At 53.6% G+C, this 18,317-nt stretch carries 15 protein-coding genes, 1 tRNA gene, 1 other RNA gene and 6 pseudogenes; 17 read left to right on the forward strand and 6 right to left on the reverse strand.

Annotation, left to right across the window (positions count from 1 at the left end; translation table 11 throughout):
- Positions 1 to 189 precede the first annotated feature (189 nt).
- The 9 genes and pseudogenes from SOPEG_RS07645 (at position 190) to SOPEG_RS07680 (ending at position 5,733) form a co-directional block, all read left to right on the forward strand.
- Positions 190 to 942 (forward strand): Rha family transcriptional regulator, encoded by a 753-nt coding sequence (locus SOPEG_RS07645; RefSeq protein WP_025244897.1) that lies wholly within the window; start codon positions 190 to 192, stop codon positions 940 to 942.
- An 11-nt stretch (positions 943 to 953) separates the two neighbouring features.
- Positions 954 to 1,274, forward strand: a complete 321-nt coding sequence (locus SOPEG_RS29260) for a DUF7666 domain-containing protein (protein ID WP_025244898.1) — start codon at positions 954 to 956, stop codon at positions 1,272 to 1,274.
- Positions 1,275 to 1,798: 524 nt separating this feature from the next.
- Complete coding sequence (locus SOPEG_RS24290; protein WP_025244899.1) at positions 1,799 to 1,996, forward strand: hypothetical protein; 198 nt, start codon at positions 1,799 to 1,801, stop codon at positions 1,994 to 1,996.
- Positions 1,989 to 2,240, forward strand: a complete 252-nt coding sequence (locus SOPEG_RS07660) for a hypothetical protein (RefSeq protein WP_025244900.1) — start codon at positions 1,989 to 1,991, stop codon at positions 2,238 to 2,240. The genes SOPEG_RS24290 and SOPEG_RS07660 overlap by 8 nt, the downstream gene beginning before the upstream one ends.
- Complete coding sequence (locus SOPEG_RS31150; RefSeq protein ID WP_071882149.1) at positions 2,230 to 2,439, forward strand: ParE family toxin-like protein; 210 nt, start codon at positions 2,230 to 2,232, stop codon at positions 2,437 to 2,439. Before SOPEG_RS07660 ends, SOPEG_RS31150 begins: the two co-directional genes overlap by 11 nt.
- Positions 2,440 to 2,454: 15 nt before the next feature.
- The gene (locus SOPEG_RS27260; RefSeq protein ID WP_148297019.1) at positions 2,455 to 2,598 is read left to right on the forward strand and encodes a protease FtsH-inhibitory lysogeny factor CIII; all 144 of its coding nucleotides are present in this window, start codon (positions 2,455 to 2,457) and stop codon (positions 2,596 to 2,598) included.
- A 310-nt stretch (positions 2,599 to 2,908) separates the two neighbouring features.
- The gene (locus SOPEG_RS07665) at positions 2,909 to 3,379 is read left to right on the forward strand and encodes an ATP-binding protein (RefSeq protein ID WP_025244901.1); all 471 of its coding nucleotides are present in this window, start codon (positions 2,909 to 2,911) and stop codon (positions 3,377 to 3,379) included.
- Positions 3,380 to 3,443: 64 nt separating this feature from the next.
- Complete coding sequence (locus tag SOPEG_RS07670) at positions 3,444 to 4,367, forward strand: IS5-like element ISSoEn1 family transposase (RefSeq protein WP_025244902.1); 924 nt, start codon at positions 3,444 to 3,446, stop codon at positions 4,365 to 4,367.
- A gap of 157 nt (positions 4,368 to 4,524) precedes the next feature.
- Positions 4,525 to 5,733: pseudogene (locus SOPEG_RS07680) on the forward strand (IS256 family transposase).
- Between the two features lie 10 nt (positions 5,734 to 5,743).
- Here the strand turns inward: SOPEG_RS07680 and SOPEG_RS07685 are convergent.
- The gene (locus tag SOPEG_RS07685; protein ID WP_025244905.1) at positions 5,744 to 6,250 is read right to left on the reverse strand and encodes a thymidine kinase; all 507 of its coding nucleotides are present in this window, start codon (positions 6,248 to 6,250) and stop codon (positions 5,744 to 5,746) included.
- Positions 6,251 to 6,884: 634 nt separating this feature from the next.
- Between SOPEG_RS07685 and hns the strand changes: the two genes are divergently transcribed.
- Positions 6,885 to 7,292, forward strand: a complete 408-nt coding sequence (gene hns / locus SOPEG_RS07690) for a histone-like nucleoid-structuring protein H-NS (protein ID WP_025244906.1) — start codon at positions 6,885 to 6,887, stop codon at positions 7,290 to 7,292.
- 75 nt (positions 7,293 to 7,367) lie between these two features.
- Here hns and SOPEG_RS07695 read toward each other — a convergent pair.
- The 4 genes and pseudogenes from SOPEG_RS07695 to galU form a co-directional block, all read right to left on the reverse strand.
- Positions 7,368 to 7,733, reverse strand: a pseudogene (locus tag SOPEG_RS07695) (IS5/IS1182 family transposase); the annotation flags it as partial.
- A 751-nt stretch (positions 7,734 to 8,484) separates the two neighbouring features.
- Entirely contained in the window at positions 8,485 to 9,492 is a 1,008-nt protein-coding gene (locus tag SOPEG_RS07700) for an NAD-dependent epimerase (protein ID WP_025244907.1), read from the reverse strand.
- Between the two features lie 9 nt (positions 9,493 to 9,501).
- Positions 9,502 to 10,845 (reverse strand): UDP-glucose dehydrogenase family protein, encoded by a 1,344-nt coding sequence (locus tag SOPEG_RS07705; RefSeq protein WP_025244908.1) that lies wholly within the window; start codon positions 10,843 to 10,845, stop codon positions 9,502 to 9,504.
- Positions 10,846 to 10,895: 50 nt separating this feature from the next.
- Complete coding sequence (gene galU / locus SOPEG_RS07710) at positions 10,896 to 11,798, reverse strand: UTP--glucose-1-phosphate uridylyltransferase GalU (RefSeq protein ID WP_025244909.1); 903 nt, start codon at positions 11,796 to 11,798, stop codon at positions 10,896 to 10,898.
- A gap of 220 nt (positions 11,799 to 12,018) precedes the next feature.
- On the opposite strand from galU, the gene SOPEG_RS07715 reads away from it, so the two are divergent.
- From SOPEG_RS07715 to SOPEG_RS07740, 7 genes and pseudogenes are all read left to right on the forward strand, one after another.
- Complete coding sequence (locus SOPEG_RS07715; protein ID WP_025244795.1) at positions 12,019 to 12,942, forward strand: IS5-like element ISSoEn1 family transposase; 924 nt, start codon at positions 12,019 to 12,021, stop codon at positions 12,940 to 12,942.
- Positions 12,943 to 13,216: 274 nt separating this feature from the next.
- Positions 13,217 to 13,681 (forward strand): annotated as a pseudogene (locus tag SOPEG_RS24300) (YchJ family protein).
- Between the two features lie 69 nt (positions 13,682 to 13,750).
- Positions 13,751 to 14,600: pseudogene (gene purU / locus SOPEG_RS07725) on the forward strand (formyltetrahydrofolate deformylase).
- A gap of 147 nt (positions 14,601 to 14,747) precedes the next feature.
- A tRNA-Tyr gene (locus SOPEG_RS07730) sits at positions 14,748 to 14,832 on the forward strand.
- A 39-nt stretch (positions 14,833 to 14,871) separates the two neighbouring features.
- Positions 14,872 to 14,999, forward strand: a non-coding RNA gene (locus SOPEG_RS24305) — RtT sRNA.
- A 123-nt stretch (positions 15,000 to 15,122) separates the two neighbouring features.
- Positions 15,123 to 15,929, forward strand: a complete 807-nt coding sequence (xthA, locus tag SOPEG_RS07735) for an exodeoxyribonuclease III (protein ID WP_025244911.1) — start codon at positions 15,123 to 15,125, stop codon at positions 15,927 to 15,929.
- Between the two features lie 5 nt (positions 15,930 to 15,934).
- Positions 15,935 to 16,333: pseudogene (locus SOPEG_RS07740) on the forward strand (pyrimidine (deoxy)nucleoside triphosphate diphosphatase).
- On the opposite strand, the pseudogene SOPEG_RS07745 reads toward SOPEG_RS07740, so the two are convergent.
- Positions 16,300 to 18,305, reverse strand: a pseudogene (locus SOPEG_RS07745) (DNA topoisomerase III). The pseudogenes SOPEG_RS07740 and SOPEG_RS07745 sit on opposite strands and share 34 nt — an antisense overlap.
- Positions 18,306 to 18,317 lie beyond the last annotated feature (12 nt).

Consider the following 18,317-nt stretch of genomic DNA (forward strand, 5'->3'; position numbering starts at 1 on the left):
TCAGGTCCGGCTGGTGTTTTTTGCCTTAACTGGCGGCACAGTAAAAAATAAGAAATAAGGATAACCCACGCGCTAGAAAAATGGCAACAGGCGAACGTTAGCCAGTTCCTACAACGCCACTAATCACTAATCTCGCCCCGGTATCGTGCCGGGGTTCCATTATCGTTTTAACCAACGAGGTATATCTGCATGCAAAATTTAACCATTGCACAAACATTAACCATGTCCAGCCGCGAGATTGCGGAGTTGACCGAAAAGCAGCATAAACACGTGCTGGAGGACTGCCGCAAAATGTTCGAGGCGCTCAATATTCAATCGGCCGACTTTTCGGCTGATTACAAAGACAGCAAAGGACGCGTCTATCAGGAGTTTTTGCTTGACCAGGACTTAACGATGACACTCGTCATGGGGTACAGCATTGAGCTTCGCCATAAAGTTGCCAAGCGCTGGCGTGAACTGGAAGAACAAGCCAAGAAGCCAGCTATTCCGCAAACATACCCCGATGCACTGCGCCTCGCTGCCAAACTTGCAGAGGAAAAACAACATCTGGCATTGGTCAACAAGAAGCAAGAAAAAGAGATTCATTGCTTACAAAACTTATTTCAAACAGGAATGACGCCGGTCAAGTTCTGCAAGCAACTCAACGGCGTGAATATCAACCGTGTCAGCCTGTTTTTGGCCGAACGTAATTTTCTCTACGACGCGCAAAAAGACACGAACAAGTCCTATATATGGCGCGTGAAAGCTCACGCACGTGATAAATATTTCACTGAATCACCATATACCATCAAGTCATATAAAGGCGACATGCAATTATATGAAATCATTCTGTTACAAGACGGTGCTAAATGGCTTTATCGCCACTATCTGAAAGGAGAGCTTCCGATGAAAAAAGACTGGAACGGCGAATTCACCCACGACAAATATCTTCAGGCTGCATAAGGATAAACACCATGACAAAAATCACCGCCTACAAAGGCTTTAACGCCGATATGACTTGCCGTGATTATCAGTTCGAGATCGGGAAAACCTACCAGCACGAGGGCGCGGTAGAAATCTGTAGTTCAGGTTTCCATGCCTGCGAATATCCGCTCGATGTCTTCTGCTACTACGAGCCAGCAAACCATCGTTTTGCCGAGGTTGAGGTATCCGGCGATATCGCCCATGAAGCGGGAAGCGGGAAGCGGGAAGCGGCAAACTCACCAGTAGCACAATTACCATTAAGAAGGAACTGTCCCTCCACCAAATGGTTGGCCGCGCCGTCGAGTGCATAGCGAGTAAAATTGATAAGTCCGCAGAATAGACGATCATTGAAGGCCGCGGGTCAGCCGCTACCAACACTGGCGACTGGTCAGTTGCCACCAACACCGGCTACCAGTCCGTCGCCACCAATGCGGGCGACCAGTCAGCCGCAGGCGTTAGCGGCTTCGGATCGGTTGCCGCGTCTCTCGGCGCGCAGGGTAAGGCCAAAGCCGCTGAGGGCGGCGCAATTGTACTGTGCTATCGCAATAGTGAGGGCAATATTATCCACATCCGCGCCAGCAGGGTGGGTGATAACGGCGTGAAACCGGATACCTGGTATGTGCTTAATGCAAACGGCGAGTTTGAAGAGGCCGATGATTAACCTCTGGTTCAGTTTTGCACTGGAAGCATCTGCACACCAGGAAGGGAACAAGTTGACGAGGATGTACGTCAGCCGCCCCGCAGTTTCGGAATAACATCTTTAAACATTAAACTCAGGATGCCCGCCAGCAGGAACCATTGCAGCAGCGTCCATGTACGCAGGAGGTAAGTATTGATGAATAATTTTCGTGGTAAGAAAGTTCACATAGAAATAAGTCACAATCAGGAAGGTGGTTTTTCTCTGCTCGTTTCTGATGACGATGTCGGATGCAGAGTGGCCGGGGCTAAAGTTGGAGGTTGTAAAACCCTGGAACGATTTACCGTAGATGCCCAGGAGCTTATCGACGCAATAATGGAGCATGCCCATGTTTAAAACATTCTGGACACTGAAGATTATCAACACGCTGTTCATTATTTCATGCATTGCTTGTCTGGTGCTGGCCCTTGCATCGTTCAGCGGTACAGCCGCGCCCTATATGCAAGTCACCGACGGTATATTGGCATTACTGACACTGCTCAGCGTCAGGCTGACGTTTGAATGTATTGCTGTGCAATTTGTACAGGCCGAAACATTACAGAAGATTCTCAGTAAACTGGAGAAGGAGCATGAAACCTAAAATACCCATCGGGGTAAGAGAGCGGGCAAAACGATTTGAACGCCTGTACCGTGAAGGGGTTATCCACGCGAGACGTATCCGACGAACAGGCTATTTATCAATACGGTTTTCCCTTTGCTGGCGTATGTTATCGAAAGATAACGGTCAGAGTTGGAAAACCATGAGTCACGCAACATACAATACACAAATAACAATATAATAACAGGAGCACCCCATGAATTACGCATTCGCGGGTAATGCTGCCCTCATGGGGAGCTATCACCCGGAAGAAACCTTATTGGATAAAATCATAAAATGGCTGAGGAATGGATGCAGGAAACTTATCGATATTCTCCGGCAGGAAGGCAATCCTCTATGAGCTATGCCAATAAATTAATTCAGGCGCTAATCGCCGAATCTCTACGATTACACGACGCGTTGCTATGGGATATCACCATCAAGATATATGAAGCACGGAGGAGAAATGAGCTCATCAAGTAAACTGACTGACTTCCCGCAAACACTGCGAATCAATCAGGAATGGCGACGCTTCTGCTTAATTCAGGCGCTTGAATATCGTCGATTAGGCATGCGTGAAGCCAAAAAGTAATCACTGCATTATGCACATACCGCAAAGCTAAATATCAGATACTTATGCCGAACGGTAACGAACCTTTTTGAGGTGAACGATGAGTATAGCAACATTAGTATTGGGCGAATCAGGTAGTGGCAAATCTACCAGTCTGAGAAATCTTGACCCAGAAAAAACAGGGATTATTCAGTGCATCAATAAACCACTGCCATTTAAATCCTCTGGCTGGAAAGTGGAGCTTAACGTCGCAAGGACAAATGACCCAGTCAAGATATTAGATATATTAAGAGCGCACAATAAAGATATCATTGTTATTGATGACTTTCAAAGTGTCCTTGTTGATGAGTTTATGAGACGAGCGACCCAACGGGGTTATGACAAATTTACCAACATAAGGAAAATAGCATGGGACACATTTAATCTTGCCGGGGCGCTGGCAGAGCATAGCCGCGTCTACATTCTAACGCATTCTCATACTGACGATAATGGAGGTATACACGTTAAAACCGTAGGAAAAATGGTTGACCAGGTTATTACCCCGGAAGGTTATTTCACCAGGCTTTGTTGAATAAATCGAACTTTTAGGTGACTGGCGGCTCTGATCACTACATTCGTTTCAACATCAGGTCCCCATGGCAAAGCAAAAGTTTAAAATCACCAACTGGCCCGCATACAACAATGCGCTCAGGCAGCGGGGGGACCTGACAGTATGGCTTGATGAGTCAGCCATTGCTGCATGGACTGAGAGTACACCACCTGAACATCGTGGCCGGCCGCTTCACTACACCGATATGGCCATTACCACGGTTCTGATGATAAAGCGCGTGTTTAACCTTTCGCTCCGGGCGTTACAGGGTTTCGTTGACGCGATTTTTAAACTGAGGGGGCTGTCGCTGCGCTGCCCAGATTACTCTCTGGTCAGCCGGCGAGCAAAAACCGTCGTCATCAGCATAAAAACGCCAACCCGCGGCGAAATCTCACACCTGGTCATCGATGGCACCGGCCTGAAAATCTTCGGCGAAGGCGAATGGAAAGTCAGGCAGCATGGGGCTGAGAGGCGCAGAGTATGGCGCAAGCTTCATCTGGCAGTAGATAGCGCGACACATGAAATTATCTGTGCCGACTTATCGCTAAGCGGTACGACAGATGCGCAGGCGCTGCCCGGGCTGATTAACCAAACCCACCGGAAAATCAGGGAAGCGTCGGCTGACAGTGCTTACGATACGCGTTACTGTCATGATGCTCTGCTGAGGAAAAAAATAAAGCCGCTTATCCCACCGCGAAGTGGTGCGCAATATTGGCCAGCTCGATACCATGAGCGTAACCATGCGGTGGCAAATCAGTATCTGAGCGGCAATAACGATACCTGGAAAAAGAAAGTAGGTTATCACCGGCGTTCACTGGCTGAAACGGCCATGTTCCGGTTTAAAACACTTCTGGGTGGTCATCTGAGTCTGCATGACTATGACGCGCAGGTAGGTGAGGCTATGGCAATGGTCAAAGCGCTTAACCGGATCACGCTGTTAGGAATGCCAAACAGCGTCCGCATCATGTAACAATCGCCCTGATAGGGAGGAAGTCGTCACAAATTTCGGATTTATTCAACAAAGCGACGTCACTGGTAAATGGTGCGATGCATCGGAGCCTGTTTAGAAATTTGTGTATTTGCCTGATTTTGATATGTTCAATCCAACATCAAAAACAGGTTAATTTATGGACGAAAAACAGTTGCAGGCTCTGGCTAACGAACTGGCCAAAAATCTCAAAACCTCTGAAGATCTCAGTCACTTCGATCGGCTGCTGAAAAAATCAGCGTCGAAGCAGCTCTCAATGCCGAAATGACCCATCACCTCGGCTACGATAAAAATCAGCCTAAACTGGGGACCAACGCCCGCAACGGCTATTCCACAAAAACCGTTACCACTGGCGATGGCCCGCTGGCGCTGCGTACTCCGCGCGATCGTGACGGTTCCTTTGAACCGCAACTGGTGAAGAAGAACCAGACCCGGATTACCGGGATGGATAACCAGATTTTATCGTTGTACGCCAAAGGGATGACCACCCGCGAGATCGCCGCCGCGTTCAAAGAGCTGTATGACGCCGATGTCTCGTCGGCGCTGGTCTCAAAGGTCACCGATGTGGTCATGGAGCAGGTTGTCGAATGGCAAAACCGGCCTCTGGATGCAGTCTATCCCATTGTTTATCTTGACTGTATCGTTCTAAAAGTCCGGCAGGACAGCCGCATCATCAACAAATCTGTGTTTCTGGCGCTGGGCATCAACATCGAAGGCCAGAAAGAGTTGCTAGGTATGTGGCTGGCTGAAAATGAAGGCGCAAAGTTCTGGCTGAACGTGCTGACAGAGCTGAAAAACCGCGGCCTGCACGATATCCTTATCGCCTGCGTAGACGGGCTGAAAGGTTTTCCTGACGCTATTAACGAGGTGTATCCGGAGGCGCGGCTCCAGCTGTGTATCGTGCATTATGGTGCGCAACAGCCTGCGGTTCGTCTCCTAGAAGGACTACAAGGCCGTCACCCGCGACCTGAAAGCTATCTATCAGGCCCCTACGGAAGAAGCCGGCTTGCAGGCGCTGGAAGCGTTCTCCAGTGCCTGGGACATCCGCTACCCGCAAATAAGTCGAAGCTGGCAGGCAAACTGGGCCAATCTGGCCACGTTCTTTGCCTACCCTACGGACATCCGCAAGGTGATCTACACGACCAACGCCATCGAGTCGTTAAACAGCGTGATCCGGCATGCCATCAAAAAGCGCAAGGTGTTCCCGACCGACGACGCAGTGAAAAAGGTGGTGTGGCTGGCGATACAGGCGGCCTCACAGAAATGGACAATGCCTTTGAGGGACTGGCGCATGGCAATGAGCCGCTTTATTATCGAGTTCGGTGACCGCCTGGACGGTCACTTCTGAGAAAAGGCATTTACACAGAATCGTGTACAGGGTCCAGCTCGTCGATGCGCAGCACGCGGTTGGCCTTGCGCCCGCAATAGCATACGGTTTTCAGCTCCACCAGCTTGTCCGCCCAGGAGGCCAGCAGCCACAAACTGCCGGTAAACGGCTCCGCGCGAAAATCGGTGCGCAGGCCATAGCACAGCACCGGAATCGTCAGTTTGTCCACCACTTCACACAGGCCGGCGACCAGTTCGCGGCTTAAAAAGTGACATTCATCTACCAGCCCGCAATGAACGGCCTGTTGCCGATGGGCGGCCGCCACGGCCGCAAACAAATCGGTTTCGGCATTGAACACCTCGGAGGGAGAAGACAGACTGATACGGGAACTGACCTGCCCGCGGGCGTAGCGGTCATCGATTTCCGCCGTGAACACCAGCGTGCGCATGCCGCGTTCTTGGTAATTATAGGAGGACTGCAGCAGCGCGGTAGACTTGCCGGCATTCATTACAGAATAATAAAAATAGAGTTGCGCCATCCGTTCGGCACTCCGTCTCAATAATAAGACCAAATAAATAGGATGAGAGTGTATCATATTCGCCGACGTGATGAAGCTGTCCCGGTGCCCACAATCCCGCACCGGCGGCAGCGGCGAGCCCGCCGGACAATAACTAGCTTCCCCGAGCAATAAAAAAACGCGCAGCGGCCGCCAACGGCGGGCGAGTTATAGTTTCCTCCAGGTTAAAAAGCTCGCGCTATCGGCATTAACGGGGGGTAAAGGCGGCATTTATCGCGGCTGTGAGCGGACCCAAAGGGGGAACGTCCCGCTGCGGGCGATATAAGAAAACGCAGGAGATTATGCTGTAAAGCTTTTATTTTTCAGCCGCCGGGAAGGTCTACAGCGGTTATAACCCCCCGCTGGCGCGGTGATATAAACCTTCCTTATAATGAAATCAGCAGTGCATTATGCACTCATAAGGCGTCCTGAAGGAAAAACGGAACCTGATGAATCAATTTTGCCGCGTCCGGCGAACATAATATATTTACAGTTGCGGGGTCATGGGCATTTATAAAGAATATTTTTGATTAATCACAATCTAGGTATTGCAGAAAAGAAACTAGCGCTCTATTATTACTGGGATGCCCCCTTTATAATATTCGAGATTATGTCAATGAGCGAAGCATTAAAGATTCTTAACAACATCCGTACTCTGCGCGCACAGGCCAGAGAATGCACTCTGGAAACTCTTGAAGAAATGCTGGAGAAACTAGAGGTCGTTGTCAATGAACGCCGCGAGGAAGATAGTCAAGCCCAGGCCGAAATTGAAGAGCGTACGCGCAAATTACAGCAATACCGCGAAATGTTGATTGCTGATGGCATCGACCCGAACGAATTGCTGCAGTCGATGAGCTCCTCTAAATCCGCGGGTAAAACCAAGCGTGCCGCTCGTCCGGCGAAATATCAGTACACCGACGAAAACGGCGACGTTAAAACCTGGACCGGCCAAGGCCGTACCCCAGCGGTAATCAAAAAAGCGATTGATGAAGAAGGCAAAGCACTGGAAGATTTCCTGCTGTAATCGCCTAGCCGGCCCAAGTCGCTTTGTTGAATAAATCCGAAATTTGTGACGACTTCCTCCCTATCAGGGCGATTGTTACATGATGCGGACGCTGTTTGGCATTCCTAACAACGTGATCCGGTTAAGCGCTTTGACCATTGCCATAGCCTCACCTACCTGCGCGTCATAGTCATGCAGACTCAGATGACCACCCAAAAGTGTTTTAAACCGGAACATGGCCGTTTCAGCCAGTGAACGCCGGTGATAACCTACTTTCTTTTTCCAGGTATCGTTATTGCCGCTCAGATGCTGATTTGCCACCGCATGGTTACGCTCATGGTATCGAGCTGGCCAATATTGCGCACCACTTCGCGGTGGGATAAGCGGCTTTATTTTTTTCCTCAGCAGAGCATCATGACAGTAACGCGTATCGTAAGCACTGTCAGCCGACGCTTCCCTGATCATTTATACAGAATCGTGTACAGGGTCTTCCGCGTGCGTGCATTTGATGAATCGCAAAAGATATAACGGCGGAGCCCCGTTTATGCCGACCTAAATCCGCAGTCCGATCCTGGAAGGCTTTCGTCCCCGCTTATTCCTACCCGCGGCGATAAGCCAGCCGCCGGGAATATCAGCAACGGCAAGTGGCAAGACAACGACCTCATCAGAGTCGCATTAGCTCAGGTGTCGCCGCGGCATTGCCCCTACTGCCGAGTCATGTTTCCTATCAAGGCATATCACCAACAGGAATCCTTGAGCGCCGTCCATCGCCCGGGCCACTGCCTATTGGCACGCTAGCAATAACCGCCTTCTCTCGCCGCGTTGAGACGCGCAGACGGGCCTTGGCGCGAGCGCTCCGCCACCAAACCAGTTCCATGGCTGGCGGACCAAGGCAAGCCATACGCCCCCACCCTGACCGCCTCCCTTAAGGCAAGAAACAGTGACTATTTTTTTGCTACGCGTCGACCCGCGCCGACGGTTTACCCTAACGGCGGCCCTGTATCGCTAGGGTATAGCCTACCTGCCGCCGCCTTGCCTCTATTCCCCCTATCTGGCCGCTAGGCTCCCGCGTGGCCGCTATGCCCCTTGGCGCGGCGCGCGTGGCTTTCCTCCTGCCGGGTGGCGCATAAACGACCGCGGCGGAGACCCCAGACATGACAGGCAAAAAAAAGCGGCCGAACGGCCGCTTTTATCGCTATTGAGTGGCGATACATTAACGCTGATAATACTCGCGATACCATTCGACGAAATGTTTGACCCCTTCCGCCACCGGCGTCTGCGGTTTGAAGCCAATCGCGCGATACAGCGCCTGCGTGTCCGCGCTGGTTTCCAGCACATCGCCGGGCTGCATCGGCAGCAGATTCTTCTCTGCTTGGATACCGAGGGCCTCTTCAAGCGCCTGAATATAGTCCATGAGCTTTACCGGCTGACTATTGCCAATATTGTAGACGCGATAAGGCGCGGAACTCGCTGCCGGCGAGCCGGTTTCCACCGTCCAGCCGGCATCCGGCGCCGGAATAACGTCCTGCAGACGAATGATGGCTTCGACAATGTCGTCAATATAGGTAAAGTCGCGCAGCATATCTCCGCCGTTGTAGACGTCGATACGCTCGCCGTTGAGCATCGCCCGGATAAACTTGAACAACGCCATATCCGGGCGCCCCCATGGGCCATAGACGGTAAAAAAGCGCAGGCCGGTGGTCGGCAACCGATACAGGTGCGCATAGGTGTGCGCCATCAACTCATTGGCTTTTTTGGTGGCCGCATACAGCGACACCGGATGATCCACCGCGTCGTCCGTGGAAAAGGGCAACTTGCGGTTAAGGCCATAGACCGAACTGGAGGAGGCGTACAACAGATGCCCCACCTGCGTATGCCGGCACCCTTCAAGGATATTAAGATGACCGATCAGGTTGGCGTCACCGTAGGCCAGGGGATTGTCCAGCGAATAGCGTACCCCGGCTTGTGCGCCAAGGTGGATCACCCGATCAAACCCTTCATCGGCAAACAGGCTGGCGATGCCCTGCCGGTCCGCCAAATCAAGCTTGTGGAAACGAAAAGAGTCATAGGCCCGCAAGCCGTCAAGACGGGCTTGCTTTAACGACACATCATAATAATCGCTCAGGTTGTCGATACCGATCACCTGATGACCGTCAGCGAGCAGACGCCCGCTGACATGATAGCCAATAAAACCGGCGGCGCCGGTGACCAAAAATTTCATCGCGGTCTCTTAGGAAGGAGAAGCAAGCGACGCGCCGCGGCCAATGCCATAATAGACAAAGCCGCGATTAGCGAGGCGCTCCGGATCGTATAAATTACGGCCATCAAAGATCACCGGCTGTTTCAGCGCCGCCTTAAGGACATCGAAATCCGGCGCGCGGAAGTTCTGCCATTCGGTGCAGATGACCAGCGCCTCGGCGCCACGCAGGGCGGCTTCTTTGGTGCCCATCAATTGCAGATCGTCGCGGTGGCCGTAAATGCGCTGCGTTTCATTCATCGCTTCCGGATCGAAAGCCTGAATCGTCGCGCCGGACTGCCATAACGCTTCCATCAACACTCGGCTTGATGCTTCGCGCATATCGTCGGTGTTGGGCTTAAACGACAGCCCCCACAGCGCAAAGGTTTTGCCGCTTAAATCGTCGCCGAAATGGCGGCGAATAAAGGCCGGCAGTTTGTCTTTCTGCTTATAGTTTACGTCTTCGACAGCCTGCAGCAACTTGGGCTGATAACCGATCTGCTCGGCGGTCCGAATGAGCGCCTGCACGTCTTTCGGGAAGCAAGAGCCGCCATAGCCGCAGCCAGGGTAAATAAAACTGTAACCGATGCGCGAGTCCGAGCCAATGCCCTGGCGTACTTTCTCCACATCCGCACCCAGCAATTCCGCCAGATTGGACATTTCATTCATAAAGCTGATTTTGGTTGCCAGCATGCAGTTGGCGGCATATTTGGTCAGCTCGGCGCTGCGGATATCCATCAGGATCATCCGATCATGGTTGCGGTTAAACGGCTCGTAAAGCTCATGGAGTAATTCCACCACATCTTCATTGTCGGTGCCTACCACAATTCGCTCAGGGCGCATGCAGTCGGCTACCGCCGCCCCTTCTTTTAAAAATTCAGGGTTGGATACCACATCGAACGTCAGCGTGCTATTGCGGCTTTGCAGCGTTTCCTGCATCACGGCGCGGACTTTATCCGCCGTACCCACCGGCACGGTGGATTTATCCAGAACCACTTTGTGATCGTTCATGTGCTGGGCGATGGTCCGCGCCACGGCGGTCACGTATTTCAGATCAGCAGAGCCGTCTTCGTCCGGCGGCGTTCCTACCGCGATAAACTGCATGACGCCATGATTGATGCCGGTCTGCGCATCCGTCGTAAATTTTAGCCGTCCGGCTTCATAATTCTGCTGCACCAGCGGCGTCAGCCCCGGCTCGAAAATGGGAATCACGCCTTTTTTCAGATTCTCGACTTTGCGCTCATCCACGTCGACACACAACACGTCGTGTCCCACTTCGGCTAAAACCGCCGCCTGCACCAAGCCGACATAGCCGATACCAAAAACCGTTACTTTCATGTTGGATGATCCTGGTCTGTGTCAATATGTAGCCAAAAAGCTTCAGCGCTTTATTCTGTGATGGCGTCTTTTAACCACGTTTTGAATTCTTTGCCAAGACTTTCATGACGCAGACCATATTCAACGAACGCCTGCATGTAGCCCAGTTTGTTGCCGCAGTCGTGGCTCAGCCCCTTCAGGTGGTAGGCCTCGACGGTTTCTTTGTCCATCAGCATTGCAATCGCGTCGGTCAGCTGAATTTCATTGCCGGCTCCGGGCGGGGTTTTTTCCAGCAGTGCCCAAATATCGGCGGACAGCACATAGCGGCCAACCACGGACAAATTAGACGGTGCTTCTTCCGCCGACGGTTTTTCGACCACGCCCACCATCTCTACGCTATCACCCGGATTGAGGGTCTTGCCCTGACAATACACCACGCCGTAGCTGGTGACATCGTCCACCGGCTCGACCAAAATTTGACTGCGGCCGGTATCTTCAAAACGTTTTAGCATCGCCGCCAGATTTTCGGTCTGTAGGTTAGATTCATATTCATCGATAATCACGTCGGGCAGGATCACCGCAATCGGTTCATCTCCCACCAGCGGGTGCGCGCACAAGACCGCGTGCCCCAGGCCTTTGGCCAGCCCCTGACGAACCTGCATAATGGTTACATGGGGGGGGCAGATCGCCTGGATCTCCGCCAACAGTTGACGCTTGACGCGTTTTTCCAGCATCGCTTCCAGCTCGAAACTGGTATCGAAATGGTTTTCAATGGAGTTTTTGGACGAGTGGGTGACCAAGATGATCTCGTTGATGCCTGCGGCAATACATTCATTCACCACATACTGAATCAGAGGCTTATCCACCAGGGGAAGCATTTCCTTCGGGATCGCTTTGGTTGCCGGCAACATTCGTGTGCCCAATCCCGCCACCGGGATTACTGCTTTTTTCACTTTTGTCGTAATAGCAGACATGAACCACCTCTCTTTCGTTAAGATAAAATTTTATCTATATAATATGTTTAACTTTTCGATTATATCAGTTTCGGCATGGGAAACCCGTGGAATAATGGGCGTTCAGTCTAAAATAGGACAATTACCCAATATTGAGGGTTAAAGGGGCTTTGTTGAATAAATCGAACTTTTAGGTGACTGGCGGCTCTGATCACTACATTCGTTTCAACATCAGGTCCCCATGGCAAAGCAAAAGTTTAAAATCACCAACTGGCCCGCATACAACAATGCGCTCAGGCAGCGGGGGGACATGACAGTATGGCTTGATGAGTCAGCCATTGCTGCATGGACTGAGAGTACACCACCTGAACATCGTGGCCGGCCGCTTCACTACACCGATATGGCCATTACCACGGTTCTGATGATAAAGCGCGTGTTTAACCTTTCGCTCCGGGCGTTACAGGGTTTCGTTGACGCGATTTTTAAACTGATGGGGCTGTCGCTGCGCTGCCCAGATTACTCTCTGGTCAGCCGGCGAGCAAAAACCGTCGACATCAGCATAAAAACGCCAACCCACGGCGAAATCTCACACCTGGTCATCGATGGCACCGGCCTGAAAATCTTCGGCGAAGGCGAATGGAAAGTCAGGCAGCATGGGGCTGAGAGGCGCAGAGTATGGCGCAAGCTTCATCTGGCAGTAGATAGCGCGACACATGAAATTATCTGTGCCGATTTATCGCTAAGCGGTACGACAGATGCGCAGGCGCTGCCCGGGCTGATTAACCAAACCCACCGGAAAATCAGGGAAGCGTCGGCTGACAGTGCTTACGATACGCGTTACTGTCATGATGCTCTGCTGAGGAAAAAAATAAAGCCGCTTATCCCACCGCGAAGTGGTGCGCAATATTGGCCAGCTCGATACCATGAGCGTAACCATGCGGTGGCAAATCAGCATCTGAGCGGCAATAACGATACCTGGAAAAAGAAAGTAGGTTATCACCGGCGTTCACTGGCTGAAACGGCCATGTTCCGGTTTAAAACACTTCTGGGTGGTCATCTGAGTCTGCATGACTATGACGCGCAGGTAGGTGAGGCTATGGCAATGGTCAAAGCGCTTAACCGGATCACGCTGTTAGGAATGCCAAACAGCGTCCGCATCATGTAACAATCGCCCTGATAGGGAGGAAGTCGTCACAAATTTCGGATTTATTCAACAAAGCGTCTTTGCAGTGCAAAATGATGGAGCTTTCTGGCCGGCTTGACAAGGGCTAACCGCCGATACAGGGTAAAACCCCGCCCTTGTGGCCACCGCCGGGCATTTTATTCGCCGGTGTTTAGCCAAAATAGTCGCAGCGGCGGTCGCTTTGGGTAAAATACCTTTTTGTCCCCCGCATCTGCGATCGCGTGGGTCTCTACCCCATCATTGAACAAGGAGTCGCATGCGCTCAATTTGCCCCTGCGACAGCGGTAGGCCGTATGCCGACTGCTGTGCCCCATTCCTTTCGGGTGACGTGCTGCCCGCGACCCCCGAACAGCTGATGCGTTCACGCTACAGCGCCTTTGTGGTAGAGGATGTCGATTATTTACTTGCCACCTGGCACCCACAAGCCGGCGCCGCGGTGTGCCGGAATGAGCTGACCGACGGCTTTCGCGCCACCCGTTGACGCGGTCTGCGGGTGATCGACTGCGCCGCCGGCCAAGATGCCGGCCAGGGCTATGTGGAATTTATCGTCCGCTTTTACGACGAGCGGCAGCGGCGCAACGGCTTTATTCACGAACGTTCCCGCTTTGTCCGCCTCGATGAACGCTGGTATTATGTCGACGGCCGGCATATTGTACCCGGCAGGAATGTGCCGTGCCCGTGCGGCTCCGGCCTCAAATTTAAAAAGTGTTGTGGACAATAATTCGGCCGCCGCTCTTTCGCGGCCCGCTTCATGGCAAAAATCAACAGATAGGACAGGATCCGCAAATCAATGCAGTCGCAAAATGTACAAAGAAAGGTATTACGCACCCTGTGTCCGGATGCCAAAGGTCTGATTGCGCAAATCACCAACATTTGCTTCAAGCATCAGTTGAATATCGTGCAAAATAACGAGTACGTTGATCATCATACCGGTCGCTTTTTTATGCGCACCGAATTGGAAGGATTATTCAATGATGCTGCGCTGCGGGCCGATCTGGACGCGGTACTCCCCGCGGGAACGCTGCGAGAATTGAATCACGCCGGACGGCGCCGCATCGTGGTGCTGGTAACAAAAGAAGCCCATTGTCTTGGGGACCTGTTGATGAAAAGCGCTTATGGCGGACTCGATGTGGAGATCGCCGCGGTCATCGGCAACCACGAAACGCTGCGGCCGCTGGTAGAACGGTTTGATATCCCCTTCCACCTGATAAGCCATGAAGGGTTCAGCCGCGAGGAACATGATGCGCGCATGATGGCGCAGATTGACGCCTTCGCCCCGGACTATGTGGTGTTGGCGAAATACATGCGCGTGCTGACGCCGACATTTGTGCGTCATTACCCCAATCAAATCATCAATATTCACCACTCGTTCCTGCCGGCGTTTATCGGCGCGCGTCCGTATCACCAGGCCTATGAGCGCGGGGTGAAGATCATTGGCGCCACCGCGCACTACGTTAACGATAACCTGGATGAAGGCCCTATCATTATTCAGGACGTGATTCACGTAGATCATACCTACACCGCGGAAGATATGATGCGCGCGGGGGCGGGACGTGGAGAAAAATGTCCTGAGCCGGGCGTTATACCGCGTGCTGGCTCAGCGGGTGTTCGTCTACGGCAATCGGACCGTTATTTTTTAACGCTGCGCGGCGTAGGGGCCATCATCGCGCGCATTTCGTCCGCGACTGGAGAAAAAAGCGGCAAAAGAATCGGGGGGCGTGCTTTACAGCGCCGCTTTATTTGATATGATGCGCCTCGCTTGACGCGTTATTGTCATCTTTCGCTCAGGTGAGGTTCCCGAGCGGCCAAAGGGAGCAGACTGTAAATCTGCCGTCACAGACTTCGAAGGTTCGAATCCTTCCCCCACCACCATTCCATCAAGCTTCTTGCTAACCACCACCCCCTAGTTTCCCTGATATTCGCGGGGGAAGGTGAGAACCTTCGACCAAGGTTAGCGTCGAGCAGCGCGAGACAACGATGCACAGCATCGGCCCGGAGGGTGAGCCGTAAAGCGGCGAATCATCCTTCCCCTACCCGCTCCCTTAAACATCCTGTTAACAGCACACAGACCTATTTCTCGCCCGACGCTGACATTGCGCCGCGTTTTCATGACTGACGATTTCTGCTAACATCTGCCGATAACCTCTCACCTGGCATAAACCATGAAGTTTGTCTCATTCAATATCAATGGGCTACGCGCGCGCCCCCATCAGTTTGGAGCCATCATCACGACATTGCAGCCGGACGTGATCGGTCTACAGGAAACCAAAGTTCACGACGATATGTTCCCTCTCGAAGAGGTCTCTCGCCACGGTTATCATGTTTATTATCATGGTCAGAAAGGCCACTACGGCGTGGCGCTGCTCAGCCGGGAAAAGCCGTTAGCCATTCGCCGCGGCTTTAGTACCGACGACGACGACTCCCAGCGCCGGATTATCATGGCCGATTTCATCACGCCCAAAGGTGTATTGACGGTGGTTAACGGCTACTTTCCCCAGGGTGGAAGCCGTGACCACCCGGTCAAATTCCCGGCCAAAGAGCGCTTCTACCGCGATCTGCAAGACTATGTGGAACAAAGCCACCACGGCGAATCCCTGCTGCTTATCATGGGGGATATGAATATCAGCCCCACCGATCTGGACATTGGCATCGGCGAAGAGAGCCGTAAACGCTGGCTGCGCACCGGGAAATGCTCTTTCCTGCCGGAGGAGCGCGCCTGGTTGGACCGTCTGTTGACGTGGGGACTGGTGGATACTTACCGCCAAGCCAATCCTTCCGGCGATGATCGTTACTCCTGGTTTGACTATCGCTCGCGCGGCTTTGATGATAACCGCGGTCTGCGTATCGACCTCCTGCTGGCCTCGCGGCCGCTGGCGGCCGCCGTTCGGGCGACCGGCATCGATTACGGTATCCGCGCGATGGACAAACCGTCCGATCACGCGCCGGTGTGGGCGGATTTCGATTTGTGAGTGCCATGCAGCCGCTTACGGTGGTGGCGGGGCTCATCGTCCGCGACGGCGCCCTGCTACTGGCCCGGCGCGATGAGCGCCGTGACCAACCGGGCTTGTGGGAATTGCCCGGTGGCAAGGTGGAGCCGGGCGAAACACAGCCCCAAGCGCTCAGACGCGAGCTGTTTGAAGAATTATCCCTGCGCGCGCGGATAGGCTCGTTTGTCGCCCTGCACCGCCGTGTCCTAGGGGAGTGAGAAATTCTGCTCTACGGCTGGCGCGTGACCCACTTCAGCGACGAGCTGGAGTTACACTATCATAGCGAGTGCATTTGGCTTTCTCCTTCGCGCGCGCTTGCCCTGCCGCTGGCTGCGGCGGATGCCCCCCTCATTCAGGCGTTAATCACCCAAGACGCCGCCCGATGATAGGGGCCCAATAATGAGGCCTTACCTGACGCCGCGCTGCCGGCGGGCGGACGCGGGTCGGCGGGGGGTTTTGGCGGTTTACGCTTACGCCGTGCGCCTTTGACCGGCGGTTTTTCGGTCGCCGGCGGCAGACCCCGCAAGGATGAGGGCGCCGGCTGCTGGCGCGCCTGATGATATAAGTTGCTGTAGCGTTTGCGTCAAGGGCTGCATAAAATCTTAATAGCAGCACTGTTTCTCGCTTATTTGGGTGAGCGACGATTCCCACTGCGCGGTCATATCCGGGCTGGCGGCGCTCGACGGCAGCGCATGGATCAAACCGCGTCCGCTATCGCTGGCGTGGATATAGCGTCCTTGTTTAAACAAAAAACCGCACTTAAACAATAACTCGATAATGCCGGCGCGCGTCGCTTCGGTGCCCAGCCCGTCGGTGGCGCGCAGAATTTTCTTTAGCGCTTTATCCTGGACAAAACGGGCAATCCCGGTCATCGTCGACAACAGACTGGCGTCGGTGAACGGCCGCGGCGGTTGCGTTTCACGCGCCACCACTTCCCCCCGTTCGCAAAGCAGCGTATCCCCCTTGGCGACCACCGGCAATGGCGTGCCCTCATTCTCCTCATCCCGCTCTTTCGCGCCCAGCAGCGCGCGCCAGCCGCTTTCGGCAAGAAACCGGGCGCGGGCGACAAATTTGCCCCCGGCGATAGCCAACTCGATAGTACAGCGACGAAAAACCGCGTCGGCGCAAAACTGCATCAAATACTGGCGCGCCACCAGACCGTAGATTTTCTGCTCGCTGTCGTTGAGCGTCCCGCGGCCGGCTCGGGCGGTGGGTATAATGGCGTGGTGCGCATCCATCTTTTTATCGTTCCAGCAGCGGTTGCGCTGGTCGGTGTTCAGTTGGCCCTGCGTCATCAGCTCGGGCTGGTGACCGGCAATGGCGGCCAACACCGCTTGACGTCCGGCGAAATGCTCTTCCGGCAAATAGCGGCAATCGGAGCGCGGATAGGTGATGAGCTTGTGGGTTTCATATAGCCGCTGACAGGTATCAAGCACCTGCTGCGCGCTGAGACCAAAACGCTTGGCGGCCTCGATTTGCAGCGCCGACAAGGAAAACGGCAGCGGCGCTGTTTCCGACTCCCGTTTGTCTTGATAGAGCACCACCTGCGCCGACTGGCCGGTGATACAGGCTACCACATGCTCCGCCAGCGGACGATGCAGCAAGCGCCCTTCTTCGTCCTACCAACTTTCACACGCGTCGCTGGGTACCCATAGGGCGGTAAAGCGTTCTTGTGACGGCGTCACAATATGCGCTTTCACTTCAAAATAGGCTTTTGGCACGAAATGTTCTATCTCTTCTTCCCGTCTCACCACCAGGCCCAACACCGGCGTCTGCACTCTGCCTACCGACAACACCCCCTGATAGCCTGCGTTGCGTCCAATCAAGGTGTAAGCCCGGGTCATGTTGATCCCATACAGCCAGTCGGCGCGCGCGCCAGCGCCGATACGCACAACGGCACGAATTCGCTGTTATCCCGCAAACGGCTCACCGCTTTGCTGACCGCCTGCGGATTGAGATCATTGACCAAACAGCGCTTGGCGCCGCGGCGTTTGGCCTCGTCGAGCGCCAGATAATCCAGCACCTCATCCACCAGCAGTTGCCCCTCGCGGTCGGGGTCGCCGGCGTGGATAACCTGTTCGGCCTGCGCGAGCAGAGTTTTGATCACATTCAGCTGTTTTTGCACCGCGGGCCGCGGCTGTAGCCGCCACTTTTCCGGAATAATAGGCAAATCAGCCAGCGGGCATAGCGCCCGTCATAGACGTCAGGCTGCGCCTGCTCCAGCAGATGACCAATACACCAGGTCACCACGTGATCCGGGCCGCAGGCGATATAGCCATCGCCGCGGCGATGGGGCTGCGGCAAAACATCGGCGATGGCGCGGGCCAGACTGGGTTTTTCGGCGATAAACAACTGCATGTGTGATGTGTA

The sequence above is a fragment of the Candidatus Sodalis pierantonius str. SOPE genome, from assembly GCF_000517405.1.
In the GTDB taxonomy this organism is placed as follows: Bacteria; Pseudomonadota; Gammaproteobacteria; order Enterobacterales; family Enterobacteriaceae; genus Sodalis_C; species Sodalis_C pierantonii.